15 protein-coding genes are annotated in these 15,355 nt (G+C 70.3%); 8 read left to right on the forward strand and 7 right to left on the reverse strand.

Going from position 1 to position 15,355, the window contains the following annotated elements; genetic code table 11:
* The 3 genes from ACWDEW_RS26420 to ACWDEW_RS26430 all read right to left on the reverse strand — a co-directional run.
* Window positions 1-1,536 (reverse strand): NADH-quinone oxidoreductase subunit C (locus tag ACWDEW_RS26420; protein ID WP_450515583.1); only part of this gene is annotated, 1,536 nt, incomplete at its 3' end.
* Window positions 1,533-2,276 (reverse strand): NADH-quinone oxidoreductase subunit B, encoded by a 744-nt coding sequence (locus tag ACWDEW_RS26425; RefSeq protein WP_450515584.1) that lies wholly within the window; start codon window positions 2,274-2,276, stop codon window positions 1,533-1,535. The genes ACWDEW_RS26425 and ACWDEW_RS26420, both read right to left, overlap by 4 nt.
* Window positions 2,267-2,713, reverse strand: coding sequence for an NADH-quinone oxidoreductase subunit A (locus ACWDEW_RS26430; protein ID WP_200716810.1), 447 nt, complete (start codon window positions 2,711-2,713; stop codon window positions 2,267-2,269). Before ACWDEW_RS26430 ends, ACWDEW_RS26425 begins: the two co-directional genes overlap by 10 nt.
* Before the next feature lie 285 nt (window positions 2,714-2,998).
* Between ACWDEW_RS26430 and ACWDEW_RS26435 the strand changes: the two genes are divergently transcribed.
* Together ACWDEW_RS26435 and ACWDEW_RS26440 are read left to right on the forward strand one after the other, a co-directional pair.
* A complete protein-coding gene (locus ACWDEW_RS26435; RefSeq protein ID WP_450515585.1) occupies window positions 2,999-4,216 on the forward strand; it encodes a sensor histidine kinase in 1,218 nt (405 codons plus the stop codon).
* A 138-nt stretch (window positions 4,217-4,354) separates the two neighbouring features.
* Entirely contained in the window at window positions 4,355-5,710 is a 1,356-nt protein-coding gene (locus ACWDEW_RS26440) for a sensor histidine kinase (RefSeq protein WP_450515586.1), read from the forward strand.
* A gap of 56 nt (window positions 5,711-5,766) precedes the next feature.
* Here the strand turns inward: ACWDEW_RS26440 and ACWDEW_RS26445 are convergent, their stop codons facing one another.
* Window positions 5,767-6,777 (reverse strand): quinone oxidoreductase family protein, encoded by a 1,011-nt coding sequence (locus tag ACWDEW_RS26445; protein WP_450515587.1) that lies wholly within the window; start codon window positions 6,775-6,777, stop codon window positions 5,767-5,769.
* Window positions 6,778-7,119: 342 nt separating this feature from the next.
* Here ACWDEW_RS26445 and ACWDEW_RS26450 point away from each other — a divergent pair, with 342 nt between their 5' ends.
* From ACWDEW_RS26450 to ACWDEW_RS26460, 3 genes are all read left to right on the forward strand, one after another.
* A complete protein-coding gene (locus ACWDEW_RS26450) occupies window positions 7,120-7,779 on the forward strand; it encodes a response regulator transcription factor (protein ID WP_026179104.1) in 660 nt (219 codons plus the stop codon).
* Window positions 7,780-8,028: 249 nt separating this feature from the next.
* Complete coding sequence (locus ACWDEW_RS26455; protein WP_450515588.1) at window positions 8,029-9,966, forward strand: 2-oxoacid:acceptor oxidoreductase subunit alpha; 1,938 nt, start codon at window positions 8,029-8,031, stop codon at window positions 9,964-9,966.
* A complete protein-coding gene (locus ACWDEW_RS26460; RefSeq protein WP_450515589.1) occupies window positions 9,959-11,038 on the forward strand; it encodes a 2-oxoacid:ferredoxin oxidoreductase subunit beta in 1,080 nt (359 codons plus the stop codon). Before ACWDEW_RS26455 ends, ACWDEW_RS26460 begins: the two co-directional genes overlap by 8 nt.
* A 63-nt stretch (window positions 11,039-11,101) precedes the next feature.
* Here the strand turns inward: ACWDEW_RS26460 and ACWDEW_RS26465 are convergent, their stop codons facing one another.
* From ACWDEW_RS26465 to ACWDEW_RS26475, 3 genes are all read right to left on the reverse strand, one after another.
* A complete protein-coding gene (locus tag ACWDEW_RS26465; protein WP_450515591.1) occupies window positions 11,102-11,389 on the reverse strand; it encodes a hypothetical protein in 288 nt (95 codons plus the stop codon).
* A 112-nt stretch (window positions 11,390-11,501) separates the two neighbouring features.
* Window positions 11,502-11,936, reverse strand: a complete 435-nt coding sequence (locus ACWDEW_RS26470) for a DUF6082 family protein (protein ID WP_450515592.1) — start codon at window positions 11,934-11,936, stop codon at window positions 11,502-11,504.
* A 350-nt stretch (window positions 11,937-12,286) separates the two neighbouring features.
* Window positions 12,287-12,691 (reverse strand): winged helix-turn-helix transcriptional regulator, encoded by a 405-nt coding sequence (locus ACWDEW_RS26475; RefSeq protein ID WP_450515594.1) that lies wholly within the window; start codon window positions 12,689-12,691, stop codon window positions 12,287-12,289.
* Window positions 12,692-12,780: 89 nt separating this feature from the next.
* On the opposite strand from ACWDEW_RS26475, the gene ACWDEW_RS26480 reads away from it, so the two are divergent.
* From ACWDEW_RS26480 to ACWDEW_RS26490, 3 genes are all read left to right on the forward strand, one after another.
* Window positions 12,781-13,635 (forward strand): SDR family oxidoreductase, encoded by an 855-nt coding sequence (locus ACWDEW_RS26480; protein ID WP_450515596.1) that lies wholly within the window; start codon window positions 12,781-12,783, stop codon window positions 13,633-13,635.
* 214 nt (window positions 13,636-13,849) lie between these two features.
* Window positions 13,850-14,767 carry an EamA family transporter RarD gene (rarD, locus tag ACWDEW_RS26485; RefSeq protein ID WP_450515843.1) on the forward strand — a complete coding sequence of 306 codons (918 nt, stop codon included), beginning with the start codon at window positions 13,850-13,852 and terminating at the stop codon, window positions 14,765-14,767.
* A 67-nt stretch (window positions 14,768-14,834) separates the two neighbouring features.
* Window positions 14,835-15,317: a VOC family protein gene (locus ACWDEW_RS26490; RefSeq protein ID WP_450515597.1), complete on the forward strand. Its 483-nt coding sequence runs from the start codon at window positions 14,835-14,837 to the stop codon at window positions 15,315-15,317.
* Window positions 15,318-15,355: the final 38 nt, after the last annotated feature.

The following is a 15,355-nucleotide window of genomic DNA, read 5'->3' on the forward strand; positions in this document are numbered from 1 at the left end:
TTCGGCTTCGGCTTCGGCTTCGGCTTCGGCTTCGGCTTCGGCTTCGGCTTCGGCTGACGGTCCGTGGGACGGCCTCGTGGTGGAGGCCGACTCGGACACCGGCTGCGGCTTCTGCTGCAGCTCCGGCTCCGGCTCCGACACCGGCTTCGGCTCGGACTCCGACTGGGATGCCCGCTCGTCGAAGGCGGGCCGGGCGTGGTGCCACGGTGCGTCCGGGCTGCGGGGTGTGGTGGGGGGCTGGGCGGGAGTGTCCTCCCCTGCCGGTACCGATTCCGGTGCGGGTGCCGGGCCCTGCTGCGAAGCTGAGCCGTCGCTCGCGCTGCGTGACCGTCGGGGGGTTGCCGTGCCCGTCGGTTGTTGACTCGCCGAGCCTTCCGATGCGCTACGGGCGCGGCGCGGTGTGGCCGGGGTTCCCGAGGCCGGTTCCCCGGCCGTGGTCCCGCCGACCTCAGTCCCAGTCCCAGTCCCGGCCTCGGTCCCAGTCCCCGCCCCGGGCCCGGCCTCGCGGATCTGGCTCGCCGAACCCTCGCTCGCGCTCCGCGCCCGGCGTGGCCCGGTCGACGGCACCGCACGGCCGCGCCCGCTCTCGGTCGAGGGCACCACAGAGGTGCCCTCGGCCGCCTGACCCTCGGTCGACGGCACCGCACCCTCTGGCGCTGTCGTCGGCGCAGGCGCCGCCTTCTCGGCCTCGGGCACCTCACTCCCGCCCGGTGCGGCCTGACTCGCCGAGCCGTCCGCTGCCGTGCGGGCACGCCGTGCCGGCCGGTCACCTGGTGCACCCGTTCCTCGCACCGGACGGTCGCCTGCCCCACCCTCTGCTCGTACCGGACGGTCGCCCGCCGCCCGGGCCGGTCGCTCCCCCGCGGCCGCACGTACCGGGCGGTCTCCTGCCCCGCCCTGTCCTCGCGTCGGACGGTCGCCCGCCGCTCGGGCAGCGCCTCGGGCGGGGCGGGCCGGGGCCGGCGGGAGTTGGCCCTTCAGGGGGCCCCATTCGTTCGGGTCGGGGACGCCCGGCGGGAGCATCTGGCGGCGTTTGGGGCCGCCGTGGTCGGACTCGCCCGGTTCTTTTGCACCGGGCCAGGCCTTGGCCACGCGGGCCGCCAGGACGAAGTCCTTACGGAGGGGGTGGCCTTCGAAGGTTTCCGGGAGAAGGAGGTGGTCCAGTGCCGGGTGGCCCTCGAAGTCGACGCCGAACATCTCGTGCGTCTCGCGTTCGTGCCAGGCGGCGCCCGCGTAGACGTCGACGGCGGTGGGGAGTACCGGGGCCTCGTGCGGGACCGTCGTACGGACGAGGAGTCGGCGTACCGGTGACAGCGCCACGACGTGGGCCGAGACGCGGAAGCCGGTGCCGGGTTCGTCGACCGCGCTCAACCAGTCGAAGTAGGTGCAGCCGAGGTCGTCGCGGGCGGTGCGCAGGGCGGCGAGCCAGGTGGTGGGCGGTACGTCGACCGTGAGGAGTTCGTAGGACTCCTCGGCCGTGGCCTCCGTACCGAAGAGTTCCTCGGTGGGCGCCGGCAGCCAGCCGACGGCGGTCATCGGGCGTCCCCCGACCCGGAGTTGGAGTTGGAGTTGGAGTTCGAACCGGAACCGGAACCAGAGTCCGAGACGGAACCGGAGTCCGAGCCGGAACCGGAGGGAATCTCCTCAGCCTCACCCGAACTCCCGCCGGGCACCGGCGACGGCGTCGGGGCCGGCGACGGCGCCGCGACCAACCCGCTCTGCAAAGCCGCCGTCGAAGGCCGCGCCCCCGACGCCCCGTACCCGTACCGCTCCCCCAGCGACTCCCGGGCGATCTTCTCCTGGAGTTTGAGGATGCCCTGGAGCAGGGCTTCGGGGCGGGGCGGGCAGCCGGGGACGTAGACGTCGACCGGGATGATCTGGTCGACGCCCTTGGTGACGGAGTAGGAGTCCCAGTAGGGGCCGCCGCAGTTGCTGCACGCGCCGAAGGAGATGACGTACTTGGGCTCGGGCATCTGCTCGTAGAGGCGTTTCACGGCGGGGGCCATCTTGTCGGTGACCGTGCCGGAGACGACCATCAGGTCGGCCTGGCGCGGGCCGGGGGCGAAGGGGATCACGCCGAGGCGGATGAAGTCGTGGCGGGCCATGGACGCGGCGATGAACTCGATGGCGCAGCAGGCGAGGCCGAAGTTGAAGACCCAGAGGGAGTAGCGGCGGCCCCAGTTGAGGACGACCTTCATCGGTTCGGGGGCGAGGCGGGCGAGGGTGCCCAGTCGTTTCGGCTCCGGGAGCAGCACGGGCTCGGGGTTCACGTCCATGTCAGGACGCCCTTCTTGTATGCGTACAGCAGGCCCACGGTGAGGAAGCCGAGGAAGACGAACATCTCGACGAGGGTGGTCGCGCCGTAGCCCGGGGCGGCGAAGACCGTGGCCCAGGGGAAGAGGAAGATCGAGTCGACGGCGAAGATGACGTAGAGGAACGCGTAGACGTAGTACCGGACTTGGGTGTGGGCCCAGCCCTCACCGACGGGGTCGACGCCGCACTCGTAGGTGAGGAGTTTCTCAGGGGTGGGGACGACCGGGCGCAGCAGGCGGCCGGCGCCGAAGGCCACGGCGACGAAGAGGACGCCGACGACGGTGAGCAGGCCCACGACGGAGTAGGAATGGAAGTAGTCCGCCGCGACGACCACGGCCGGTTCCCGGAGGGCGACCGGCGAGGTCGCCGGCAAACCGTCCGGCAAGGTCCCCTGCACCATCTCCCGCAAGTCCGACCCCTCCTCTTCCCCATGGGCCCGCTGCAGGCCCGTTCCCCACAGGCCCGCTGCAGGCCCGCTCCGATGCCCCGGTGACCCATGTGAACTCTGTGTTCGACGATGTGTACGCACGGGAGTCTAGGCCCTGTTAAAGGGGCGGTAAGCAGCCCGTCGGGGCTTGAGATCCGGTCGGAATGATGAGATGGAGGCGATGGTGGGGTTTTCCCCCGGGAACCGGGGCGGCGGACCTCATGGCGCCGGGGCCGCTCGCGCGGCACGCTGGCCCATATGACCGTACGCATCCCCTACGCCGACCCGGCGGCCTCCGGTGGCGACAAGCTCGACGAGCCGTTGCCGCCGGCCCGTTTCGCCTACGACAGACACACCTGGAAGGAGATCGCGCATCTCCTGACGAATCTGCCGGTGTCGGTGTTCGGCTTCGTCTATGTGGTGACGATGCTGTCCGTCAGTGGCGGGCTGACCATCACCGTGGTCGGGTTCCCGCTGCTCGCGCTGGGGTTGATGGGCGCGCGGCTGGTCGGGAAGTTCGAGCGGGGCCGGGCCCGGCGGCTGCTCGGGGTGCGGATCGAGGAGCCGAGCCCGTTGCCGTTGCGCAAGGGCGGCGGGCTGCTGCAGCGGGTGTGGATGGCGCTGAAGGACCCGGTGGGCTGGCGGACGGTGCTGTACGACGGGATGCGGCTGCCGTGGGGCATCGCCACCTTCACGATCACGCTGACCTCCTTGTTCGTGCTGTGGCCTGTGCTGCCGTTCATCGCGCGGGGGTTGACGAACGTGGACCGGGCGATGGTGCGCGGTCTCCTGTCCCCCTCCGACGAACTGGAGCGCCGTATCGCCGAGTTGGAGTCGGACCGGGGTGTCGTGGTCGACACGGCGGCGGCGGATCTGCGGCGGATCGAACGCGATCTGCACGACGGGGCGCAGGCCCGGCTGGTGAATCTGGCCATGGGGCTCGGGCTGGCCAAGGAGAAGCTGCTGGAGGGGCAGGCGGACGAGCACGTTGCCGCGATGGTCGACGAGGCGCACGGCGAGGTGAAACTCGCGCTGCAGGAACTGCGGGACCTGGCCCGCGGGATCCACCCCGCAGTACTCACCGACCGCGGGCTCGACGCGGCCCTGTCCTCGGTCGCCTCGCGCTGCACGGTGCCGGTGAAGGTGACGGCCGAACTGGGGGCGCGTCCGGCGGCGGCGATCGAGGGGATCGCCTACTTCACCGTGTCCGAGCTGCTGCAGAACATCAGCAAGCACAGTGGCGCCCGTACCGCGTCGGTGGACGTGTGGCGGGCGGACGACCGGCTGCTGATCCAGGTGTGGGACGACGGCCGCGGCGGCGCACGCCTGGACGGCGGCACGGGCATGCGCGGTCTCGCCGACCGACTGGGCGCCGTGGACGGCCTGTTCGTCCTCGACTCCCCGCCCGGCGGCCCCACGACGGTCACCGCGGAGTTGCCCTGGCGCCCCCGCACCTCCGAACCGGGCAGGGGGTAGGGAAAACCCCCCTCCGAGGACGCCGACGGACTCCATGGCCCGTGGACCTGCGACCGAGCAGTGTGGAGATACGACAGCACGGCTGCGGAAACCACCCGACTGCGCGAGCAGGCGGACGAACAGGACAGGACTACGCCGATGGCCACGGAGTACGGGCAGGGGTACGGACAGGGGTACGGACCGCACGGCACGCTCGACCTCGACGAGCGGCGCCGGCGCCGGCTGCCGGCCGCGCTGCGCGCGCCCCTGGAGGCGCGCAGCTGGCGCGAGTTCGGCTACGTACTGCTGAGCCTGCCGATCAGCATCATGCTCTTCACCTACGCGGTCACGATGGTCGCGCTGGGCGCGGGCCTGCTGATCACCTTCCTCGGCGTACCGGTCCTGGCGGGCGCCCTGGCCGGCTGCCGCGGCTTCGGCGCGCTGGAGCGGGCGCGGGCCCGCCGGCTGCTCGACCTGGACGTCGCCGACCCCGAGCCGCTGCGCATGAAGAAGAACGGCCCGCTGGCCTGGATCGGCGCCGTCCTCAAGAGTGGCACGTCCTGGCGCCATCTCCTGTACGCGGTGCTGCACTTCCCGTGGGCGGTCTTCTCCTTCGTCGTAGCCCTCAACTTCTGGGCCTACGGCTGGGCCCTGCTGACGTACCCGCTGTGGTTCTGGCTCTTCCCGATGTACGGCGGTGGGGGCGGCCTTCAGCTCTACGGCGACGAGCACCACCGGATCTATCTGGACAACCCCTTCGAGATCACCGTGACTGCACTGGTGGGACTGCTGTTCACGCTGGCCGCCCCGTGGATCGTGCGGGCGCTGACGATGGTGGACCGGCTGCTGGTGCACGGGCTCCTCGGACCGTCGACCCTGGCGACACGGGTCGTGGAGCTGGAGTCGGACCGGGGTGTCGTGGTCGACACGGCGGCGGCGGATCTGCGGCGGATCGAGCGCGACCTGCACGACGGGGCGCAGGCCCGGCTGGTGGCGCTGGCCATGGATCTGGGGCTGGCGAAGGAGAAGCTGACGGAGGACCCGCAGGCCGCGGCGCGGATGGTGGGCGAGGCGCACGGCGAGGTGAAGACGGCGTTGCAGGAGCTGCGGGACCTGGCCCGCGGGATCCACCCCGCAGTACTCACCGACCGCGGGCTCGACGCGGCCCTGTCCTCGGTCGCCTCGCGCTGCACGGTGCCGGTGAAGGTGGACGTGGACCTGCCGTCGCGGCCGGCCGCCGCGATCGAGGGCATCGCGTATTTCACCGTCTCCGAGCTGCTGCAGAACATCAGCAAGCACGCGAAGGCCACCTGGGCGGCGGTCGACGTGTGGCGGGTGGAGAACCGGCTGATGCTCCAGGTCGTGGACAACGGGGTGGGCGGCGCGGACGCCTCCGGCGGTTCGGGGCTCGCCGGTCTCGCCGGGCGGCTGGACGCGGTGGACGGGATCCTGGTGGTCGACTCACCGCCGGGCGGCCCGACGAGGATCACGGCGGAGCTGCCCTGGCGGGGCTGAGCGCCGACCACGAACGTGCCGTGGCCCCGGGATGTCTCCGGGCCCACGGCACTCGTCTACGCCGGATCGCCCACCGCCAGCACCACCTTCCCCCGGTTCCGCCCCTCCCCCGGCAGCCGGTGCGCCTCCGCCGCGTCCGCCAGCGGGTACTCCTCCGTGACATCGATCCGTACGGCACCGGAGGCGGCCCGTGCCAGGGCGCCGAGCGCGTGGGCGCGCACCGTCGCCGGGGCGCGGCGGGCGAGGTCGCCGATGTTGTAGCCAGTGAGGGTGCGGTCGCCGATGTTGTAGCCGGTGAGGGTGCGGTTGTTCTTCCTGATCGGGAGGACGGGGAGCTGGAGGTCGGGGTGGCGGCCCGCTTCGCCGTAGACCGCGAGGCGGCCGAAGGGGGCCGGGACCTCGAAGCTCGCCAGCCGGGTGGGGCCGCCGACCGGGTCGAGGACGATGTCGACGCCCCGGCCCGAGGTGGCCGCGAGGACCGCCTCGGGGAAGCCCTCGCGGACGAAGACCTCGTCGTAGCCGAAGGAGCGGCGGGCGTACTCCGCCTTCTCCGGGGTGCCGACGGTGCCGTAGACCGCGGTGGCCCCCAGCGCCCGGGCGAGCTGCGCCGCCGCACCGCCGACACCGCCCGCCGCCGCGTGGACGAGGACCGTGTGGCCGGGCACGATCCGGGCCGCGCCGACCAGCACACCGTAGGCCGTCGTCAGAACGAGCGCGGCACCCCCGGCCGTACGCAGGTCGAGGCCGCCCGCCCGCCGGTCGGAGTCGCCAGTACCGCCATCAAGGCCGCCCCCCAGCGGGAATGCGAACGCCGCCCGAGCCACCGCGTACTCCGCGTAGCCCCCGCCGTCCGGGAGGTACGCCGTCACCGTGTCGCCGACCGTCACTCCCGTCACGCCCTCGCTGAGCGCCGCCACCCGGCCGGAGGCCTCCAGGCCCGTGACGGTCTCGCCGTCGGGTTCGCCGAAGTCGCCGAGGCGGTGCTGTATCTCGCCGTAGTGGACGCCTGCGTAGGCGACGCGGATCAGGAGCTCGCCGGGGCCCGGCACGGGGTCGGGGAGGTCCACGAGGCGCGCAGTACCTCCGGTCCGCCGGTCTCCTTGAACGCGCTCGCCCGCATGGGCCCATCCCTCCGTGTCGAGTGCCCGGCGCCCGGTGATCGGGACCGGGTCGTGCGGAGAGCCGAAACCTGCGATCTCCTGTCCCTGTTCCGGCCGTCCGAAGGCGTGAGTTCCGGCCGTCCGAAGGCATGTCGTTCCGGCCGTCCGGGGTGCCCCGGTCCGAATTCCGCTCGCCCGGGCGCACCGCGGTCCGAATACTGGAATGCTGGACTTGTCGTGCGGACGGACGCGAACAGGGCGCGGACGGGCAGGGCGGGCTATGGGGGGCCGAACATCGTGGAGGACAGAGTGCGGGTGGTCATCGCCGAGGACTCGGTGCTGCTGAGGGAGGGCCTGACCCGGTTGCTGACCGACCGCGGGCACGACGTGGTGGCCGGGGTGGGCGACGGGGACGCGCTGGTCAAGACGATCACCGAGCTGGCCGACCAGGGCGCGCTGCCGGACGTGGTCGTGGCCGATGTGCGGATGCCGCCGACCCACACGGACGAGGGCGTACGGGCGGCCGTGGAGCTGCGCAAGGCGCATCCCGGTCTCGGTGTGCTGGTGCTGTCGCAGTACGTGGAGGAGCGCTACGCCACCGAACTGCTGGCCGGTTCCACCCATGGCGTGGGCTATCTGCTGAAGGACCGGGTGGCCGAGGTACGGGAGTTCGTCGACGCGGTGGTGCGGGTGGCCTCGGGGGGTACGGCGCTGGACCCGGAGGTGGTCGCGCAGTTGCTGGGGCGCAGCCGCAAGCAGGACGTGCTGGTGCGGCTCACCCCGCGGGAGCGGGAGGTGCTGGGGCTGATGGCGGAGGGGCGGACGAACTCCGCGATAGCCCGGCAGCTGGTGGTGAGCGACGGCGCGGTCGAGAAGCACGTCAGCAACATCTTCCTGAAGCTGGGGCTGTCGCCGAGTGACGGGGATCACCGGCGTGTTCTGGCCGTCCTCACCTACCTCAACTCCTGACAAACTGACACGGTGTCAGACATCAGCCACCAGTCGGGTCGAGAACCGGACAATGCATGAGGAGCGTCTTCAAGGGAAGCGCCGGGGGGCGAGAAATCATGACAAGTCAGGTTGTCAAGCCGTCTCAAAACAGTGTCCACCATGCGAACGGCCCAAGGAAGGCGACCCTTACGGACGTAGGGTTGATCCTGGGAGGGTCGGCGGTTCGACCATGCCCGGACAGCGTCCTCGAAGAGGAGGTCCAGTTCAGTGACCAGCCAGGTCAGTAGCCCAGCGGAACAGGCCGACGGAGCCGACAGCACGTTGGTCGGGGAGCAACGCAAACCGGCGGGGGTGAAGGACGTCCACCGCCTGGACCGGGTCATCATCCGGTTCGCCGGTGACTCGGGTGACGGTATGCAGCTCACCGGTGACCGCTTCACCTCGGAGACGGCGTCCTTCGGAAACGACCTCTCCACACTGCCGAACTTCCCGGCCGAGATCCGCGCCCCCGCAGGCACCCTGCCGGGGGTTTCGTCGTTCCAGCTGCATTTCGCCGACCACGACATCCTGACCCCGGGCGACGCGCCCAACGTGCTGGTCGCGATGAACCCGGCCGCCCTGAAGGCGAACATCGGTGACGTTCCGCGCGGTGCGGAGATCATCGTCAACACGGACGAGTTCACCAAACGGGCGCTGCAGAAGGTGGGTTACTCCGCCTCGCCCCTCGACGACGGCTCGCTGGACGGCTACAGCCTCCATCCCGTCCCCCTCACCACCCTCACCGTGGAGGCGCTCAAGGACTTCGGCCTGACCCGCAAGGAGGCCGAGCGCAGCAAGAACATGTTCGCGCTGGGCCTGCTGTCGTGGATGTACCACCGGCCGACCGAGGGCACGGAGAAGTTCCTCAAGTCCAAGTTCGCCAAGAAGCCGGAGATCGCGGCGGCCAACATCGCCGCGTTCAGGGCGGGTTGGAACTTCGGCGAGACGACGGAGGACTTCGCGGTCTCCTACGAGGTCGCCCCGGCCGCCACCGCGTTCCCGACCGGCACCTACCGCAACATCTCCGGGAACCTGGCCCTGTCCTACGGCTTGATCGCCGCGTCCCGGCAGGCGGACCTCCCCCTGTTCCTGGGCTCGTACCCGATCACCCCGGCCTCCGACATCCTGCACGAGCTCAGCAGGCACAAGAACTTCGGCGTACGGACCTTCCAGGCCGAGGACGAGATCGCCGGCATCGGCGCGGCCCTGGGCGCGGCCTTCGGCGGCTCGCTGGCCGTCACCACCACGTCCGGCCCGGGGGTGGCGCTGAAGTCGGAGACGATCGGTCTCGCCGTCTCCCTCGAACTCCCGCTCCTCGTCCTGGACATCCAGCGCGGCGGACCCTCCACCGGCCTGCCGACCAAGACCGAACAGGCCGACCTGCTCCAGGCGATGTTCGGGCGCAACGGCGAGGCGCCGGTCCCGATCGTCGCCCCGTGCACCCCGGCCGACTGCTTCGACGCGGCGATCGAGGCCGCGCGGATCGCGCTCACCTACCGCACCCCGGTGATGCTCCTCTCGGACGGCTACCTGGCCAACGGCTCCGAGCCATGGCGCATCCCGGAAATCGACGAACTCCCGGACCTCACGGTCCAGTTCGCCCAGGGCCCGAACCACACCCTGGACGACGGCACCGAGGTCTTCTGGCCCTACAAGCGCGACCCGCAGACCCTCGCCCGCCCCTGGGCGATCCCCGGCACCCCCGGCCTCGAACACCGCATCGGCGGCATCGAGAAGCAGGACGGCACGGGCAACATCTCCTACGACCCCGCCAACCACGACTTCATGGTCCGCACCCGCCAGGCCAAGATCGACGGCATCGACGTACCGGATCTGGACGTCGACGACCCGCACGAGGCGCGCACGCTGGTCCTCGGCTGGGGCTCGACGTTCGGCCCGATCACGGCGGCGGTACGGCGCCTGCGTGCCTCCGGCGAGTCGATCGCCCAGGCGCACCTGCGCCACCTCAACCCCTTCCCGCGGAATCTCGGCGCGGTCCTGAAGCGTTACGACAGAGTGGTGATCCCCGAGATGAACCTCGGCCAGCTCGCCACGCTGGTCCGGGCGAAGTACCTGGTCGACGCGCACTCGTACAACCAGGTCAACGGAATGCCGTTCAAGGCTGAGCAGCTCGCCACGGCTCTCAAGGAGGCCATCGATGGCTGAGACGTCCACGGAAGGCACGGGCACGATCGAGGCACTTTCGCTCGTCCCCAAGGCCGAGGCAGTGCAGTCCATGAAGGACTTCAAGTCCGATCAGGAAGTGCGCTGGTGCCCCGGCTGCGGTGACTACGCGATCCTCGCGGCGGTGCAGGGTTTCATGCCGGAACTGGGCCTGGCCAAGGAGAACGTCGTCTTCGTCTCCGGCATCGGCTGCTCCTCCCGCTTCCCGTACTACATGAACACGTACGGCATGCACTCCATCCACGGCCGCGCGCCCGCCATCGCGACCGGACTCGCCTCGTCCAGGCGGGACTTGAGCGTCTGGGTGGTCACGGGCGACGGCGACGCCCTCTCGATCGGCGGCAACCATCTGATCCACGCACTGCGCCGTAACGTCAACCTGAAGATCCTCCTCTTCAACAACCGGATCTACGGCCTGACGAAGGGCCAGTACTCGCCGACCTCGGAGGTCGGAAAGATCACGAAGTCGACGCCCATGGGCTCCCTGGACGCCCCCTTCAACCCGGTGTCCCTGGCCATCGGCGCGGAGGCGTCCTTCGTGGCCCGCACGATCGACTCGGACCGCAAACACCTCACCCAGGTCCTGCGCGAGGCCGCCGCCCACCCCGGCACGGCGCTCGTCGAGATCTACCAGAACTGCAACATCTTCAACGACGGCGCCTTCGACGCCCTGAAAGACCGCCAACAGGCCGAGGAGGCGGTGATCCGCCTCGAACACGGGCGGCCGATCCGGTTCGGCGCGGACGGTGCGCGGGGTGTCGTACGGGACGCGGCGACGGGTGACCTGAAGGTGATCGACGTGACACCGGAGAACGAGTCCCAGGTCCTGGTGCACGACGCCCACGCGACATCTCCGACAACAGCCTTCGCCCTGTCCCGCCTGGCCGACCCGGACACCCTGCACCACACGCCGATCGGTGTCCTCCGGTCCGTGGAACGGCCGGTGTACGACACGCAGATGGCGGACCAGCTCGATTCCGCGATCGTGCAGAACGGGAAGGGTGACTTGGCTGCGCTTCTTGCCGGCGGGGACACCTGGACGGTGGTGGGCTGACGGTTCGTCCCACTAAAACGTGAGGGCCTGGGCGTGCTGCCCAGGCCCTCTTCTCCGTTCACGTCACGCGTCGGGGATGTCCCGCTTGGCTCTCAGGAGAGTGTCGCGGGTGATGACGACGATGCGCTCGTAGTCGGCGCGGGCGGCGTCGGCGGGGAGGAGGGCGTCGAGTTCTTCGGTGCGGTCGGTGCCAATCACGGCGAAGGTGCCGTCGGTCAACTCGAAGAGGTCAGGGCAGGTTTCACCATTCATACTCCCTCGCTGCCGAGGGGAATCGCCGAGCCGGCGGACAACACTAACGCGAGGGAATTCGGTGTGCACGGAGACCCTGTTCCAGGGCCAGGCACACATGAGGCCCGGCCCTCCGATGAGACGTAGGACACGTCCGATGAATGGTACCCCTCGTGTCCCACCAGTTCACCGCAATGGAATGTGACACCAGATCAGGTCTCGTGACACCACGTCAGCTCTCGTCGGACAACCCGACTACCCACCACTCGTCCGGATCCTCGGCGAGCTCCTCCATGATGAGGTCAACCGCCTTGCCGACCCTCGCCTCATGCGACTCCCCCAACAGACTGCGGCGGTGCTCGGCGGTCATCGCCCAGTACTCCTTGAACACCTGATTCCGCGCCAGAACCCGTAAGTACCCGATCATTTCAGCCCACCCGTAGGCGCCGATGCGCTGTCCCAGCATGGTCGCGCTGTACTCGCGGTTGACGAACAGCACCTGCCGCCGCTTGCTGTCCGACAGGCCCTCAAGCGTGCTCATCGCCGACGCCAGAGCGGGATCCGCCATCGCGTGATCGACCTGGGCCGCCGTAATGCGATGCAGCTGAATCAGGTTGGCGTTGCGGATTTCGTCGGCGAGTCGGGTGACTTCGACCAGAAGGTGCAAGGCCAGTTCTTCCTGGCGGCGTCGCCAGGCCTGACGCGGAAAAGGGACACGTGTCCGGCCAACCCTCGACCGTCCTGCAGAACCGATTCCTCGCGCGTCCGAATTCTGTCTGGCCAATGCGAACCCCCGAATAGGCGTCCACTCGCCGGTCGACGATCTCGCGGGCGGGACGATGACCAGCGGGCGGTTGGGCACAGCGCCCCACCCCAGCATGCCCGGCGATTCAAGACAGCGTGAGAGGCGGAGAGGGGGCGCATGGATGGACGTACCGCTCATGTCAACCGGCGCCCTGACATGTGTGTGCCCGGCGAGCGCCCGCCGCATTCCTGCGCCGGAGGCATCCGCGCTGCTCAGCCCCGCCCCTTCGCCTCGTCGTAGGCCTCCCGCGCCTTCTCCACCTCCCCCATCCGCGCCTCCGTCCACAGCGCCAGCCCCCGCACCTGTTCCGCCGCTTCGCGGCCCAGGTCGGTCAGGGAGTAGTCGACCCGCGGCGGGATCACCGGCTTGGCGTCGCGGTGGACCAAGCCGTCCCGCTCCAGGGTCTGGAGTGTCTGCGCCAGCATCTTCTCGCTGACCTGCCGCACCTGCCCGACCGCCCGGCGGAGTTCGCTGAAGCGGTAGGGGCGGTCGAGGAGTTCGATGAGGACGAGGACGCCCCAGCGGGATGTCACGTGTTCCAGGACCAGGCGGTACGGGCACATCCCCTCGCCCGCGACATACCTGCCCTTGTCCGCCACCTCGCTGCTTACCGTCATGGAAGTACCTTACTTCAAAGTGTGTACTTTCCCAGAGTTAGCGCACCTCATATGGTTAGTGCCATCGCACCCCACAAGGAGTTGGCATCATGAGCATCGTCGTCACCGGAGCCACCGGACACCTCGGCCGTCACGTAGTGGAGCAGCTGCTGGAGAAGGTTCCGGCCGACCAGGTCACCGCCGTCGTGCGCACCCCGGAGAAGGCCGCCGACTTCGCCGATCGCGGCGTGAAGATCGCGGTCGCGGACTACAACTCCCCCGAGACCTTCGACTCCGTCTTCGCCGCCGGCGACAAGGTGCTGCTGATCTCCGGCAACGAGTTCGACAAGGGCCGCGTCGGACAGCACAAGATCGTCATCGACGCCGCCAAGGCCGCCGGCGTGGCGCTCCTCGCCTACACCAGCGCCCCCGGCACCCTCACCGCCGCCCTGGCCGACGACCACCGCGGCACCGAGGAGGCGCTGCTCGCCTCCGGTCTGCCGTACACCCTGCTGCGCAACGGCTGGTACAACGAGAACTACACCGAGCAGCTGGCCCCGGTCCTGGAGCACGGCGCCGTCGTGAACGCCGCCGGTGACGGCCGGGTCTCCTCCGCCTCCCGCGCCGACTACGCCGCTGCCGCCGTCGCCGTACTGACCGGCGAGGGCCACGAGAACCAGACGTACGAACTGGGCGGCGACGAGGCCTGGGGCTTCGCCGAGTACGCGGCCGAGCTGAGCCGGCAGACCGGCAAGGAGATCGCCCACAACAACGTCCCCGGCGAGGTCCTCGTCGGCATCCTCACCGGCGCCGGGCTGCCCGAGCCGTTCGCCGCGATCCTCGCCGGTGTCGACGCCTCCATCGAGAAGGGCGAACTGGTCGTAGCGAGCGGTGACCTGTCCCGGCTCTCCGGCCGTCCGACCACGCCGATCGCCGAGTCGATCGCGCTCGCGCTCAAGGGCTGACACCGCTCACACACGGAAGCGCCTCCGCCTGTCATGACCGTATGGCGATACGGGCATGACAGACGGGGGCGCTCGGCGCTACCTTCGTGCAGGTTGCACCGACGCAGCCGGGGCGAGGCGCGCGAAGGAGGGGCCCGTGAGCGGGAAGCCGAGCGGGAGGCCGAAGGGCGAACAGCACCACATAGGACTGCTGAACGGCTTCGCGGCATACGGCATGTGGGGACTGGTCCCGCTGTTCTGGCCGCTGCTCAAACCGGCCGGCGCCGCCGAGATCCTCGCCCACCGGATGGTGTGGTCGCTCGCCTTCGTCGTCGTGGCGCTCCTCGTGGTCCGGCGCTGGGCCTGGATCGGCGAACTGCTGCGCCAGCCTCGCAAGGTGGGGCTCGTCGCGATCGCCGCGGGCTTCATCACCGTCAACTGGGGCGTCTACATCTGGGCCGTGAACAGCGGCCATGTCGTCGAGGCCTCGCTCGGCTACTTCATCAACCCCCTCGTCACCATCGCGATCGGCGTCCTGCTCCTGAAGGAACGGCTGCGCCCGGCGCAGTGGGCCGCGGTCGGCGTCGGCCTCGCCGCCGTGATCGTGCTGACCGTCGGCTACGGGCAGCCGCCCTGGATCTCCCTCTGCCTCGCCTTCTCCTTCGCGACCTACGGACTGGTGAAGAAGAAGGTCAACCTCGGCGGCATCGAGTCGCTGGCCGCGGAGACCGCGATCCAGTTCCTGCCCGCGCTCGGCTATCTGCTGTGGCTGGGCGCGCACGGCGGGGCGACGTTCGCGCAGGAGGGCGCCGGGCACGCCGCGCTGCTCGCCTCCACCGGCATCGTCACCGCACTCCCTCTCGTGTGCTTCGGCGCGGCGGCGATCCGGGTGCCGTTGTCGACGCTGGGGCTGCTCCAGTACCTGGCCCCGGTGTTCCAGTTCCTGCTCGGCATCCTCTACTTCCACGAGTCCATGCCACCCGCACGCTGGGCGGGCTTCGCACTGGTGTGGCTGGCCCTCGTCCTGCTGACGACGGACGCGTGGCGCTCGTCCCGGAGGGGCAGGGCGGCAGCGGCGGCGGCAACAGTCGTAGTCCTACGGGACAAGGGCCCGGCTCCGGACACGAACCCCGTGGACACGGTCGAGGCGTAGTCCGGCGGGCGCAGCGGGCGCGTCCGGTCGGCGGCGACTGTCAGTGCCGGGTGCCACAGTGGATGGCATGACACAGACTCCCGAGCCGACAGGCACCCCCGCCCCGGTCCACTGGAAGCTCGTCGTCGACGCCGCCGACCCGCACGCGCAGGCGGACTTCTGGGCCGCCGCGCTGCACTACGAGGCCGAGGACAACAGCGCGCTCGTCGAACGGCTCCTGGAGCTGGGCGCGTTGCCCGCCGCCGCGACGGTCGAGTTCCACGGCCGCCCGGCCTTCCGCGACCTGATGGCCGTACGGCATCCCGAGGACCCGTACGACAAGGAGCGCGGCACCGGGCTCGGCCGGCGGCTGCTGTTCCAGCGGGTGCCGGAGGCGAAGACCGTCAAGAACCGGCTGCACATCGATCTGCATCCGGGGGAAGGACGGCGGGAGGCGGAGGTGGCACGGCTGACGGGGCTGGGCGCGAGCGTGCTGCGCCAGGTGTCGGAGCCCGCCGGCGCGTGGGTGGTGATGGCGGACCCGGAGGGCAACGAGTTCTGCGTGTCGTAGGCCCCCTCCCGCAGCCCTTCGCACAGCCTTTCCCGCAG

This window comes from Streptomyces sp. NPDC001100 (assembly GCF_053598575.1).

What these genes read in the sequence shown, in the direction of transcription:
- ACWDEW_RS26425 (WP_450515584.1), bottom strand. Translation starts at nt 2,276, where the DNA reads ATGGACGTGAACCCCGAGCCCGTGCTGCTCCCGGAGCCGAAACGACTG.
- ACWDEW_RS26430 (WP_200716810.1), bottom strand. Translation starts at nt 2,713, where the DNA reads ATGGTGCAGGGGACCTTGCCGGACGGTTTGCCGGCGACCTCGCCGGTC.
- ACWDEW_RS26435 (WP_450515585.1), top strand. Translation starts at nt 2,999, where the DNA reads ATGACCGTACGCATCCCCTACGCCGACCCGGCGGCCTCCGGTGGCGAC.
- ACWDEW_RS26440 (WP_450515586.1), top strand. Translation starts at nt 4,355, where the DNA reads ATGGCCACGGAGTACGGGCAGGGGTACGGACAGGGGTACGGACCGCAC.
- ACWDEW_RS26460 (WP_450515589.1), top strand. Translation starts at nt 9,959, where the DNA reads ATGGCTGAGACGTCCACGGAAGGCACGGGCACGATCGAGGCACTTTCG.
- ACWDEW_RS26465 (WP_450515591.1), bottom strand. Translation starts at nt 11,389, where the DNA reads ATGTGTGCCTGGCCCTGGAACAGGGTCTCCGTGCACACCGAATTCCCT.
- ACWDEW_RS26475 (WP_450515594.1), bottom strand. Translation starts at nt 12,691, where the DNA reads ATGACGGTAAGCAGCGAGGTGGCGGACAAGGGCAGGTATGTCGCGGGC.
- ACWDEW_RS26480 (WP_450515596.1), top strand. Translation starts at nt 12,781, where the DNA reads ATGAGCATCGTCGTCACCGGAGCCACCGGACACCTCGGCCGTCACGTA.
- rarD (WP_450515843.1), top strand. Translation starts at nt 13,850, where the DNA reads ATGTGGGGACTGGTCCCGCTGTTCTGGCCGCTGCTCAAACCGGCCGGC.
- ACWDEW_RS26490 (WP_450515597.1), top strand. Translation starts at nt 14,835, where the DNA reads ATGACACAGACTCCCGAGCCGACAGGCACCCCCGCCCCGGTCCACTGG.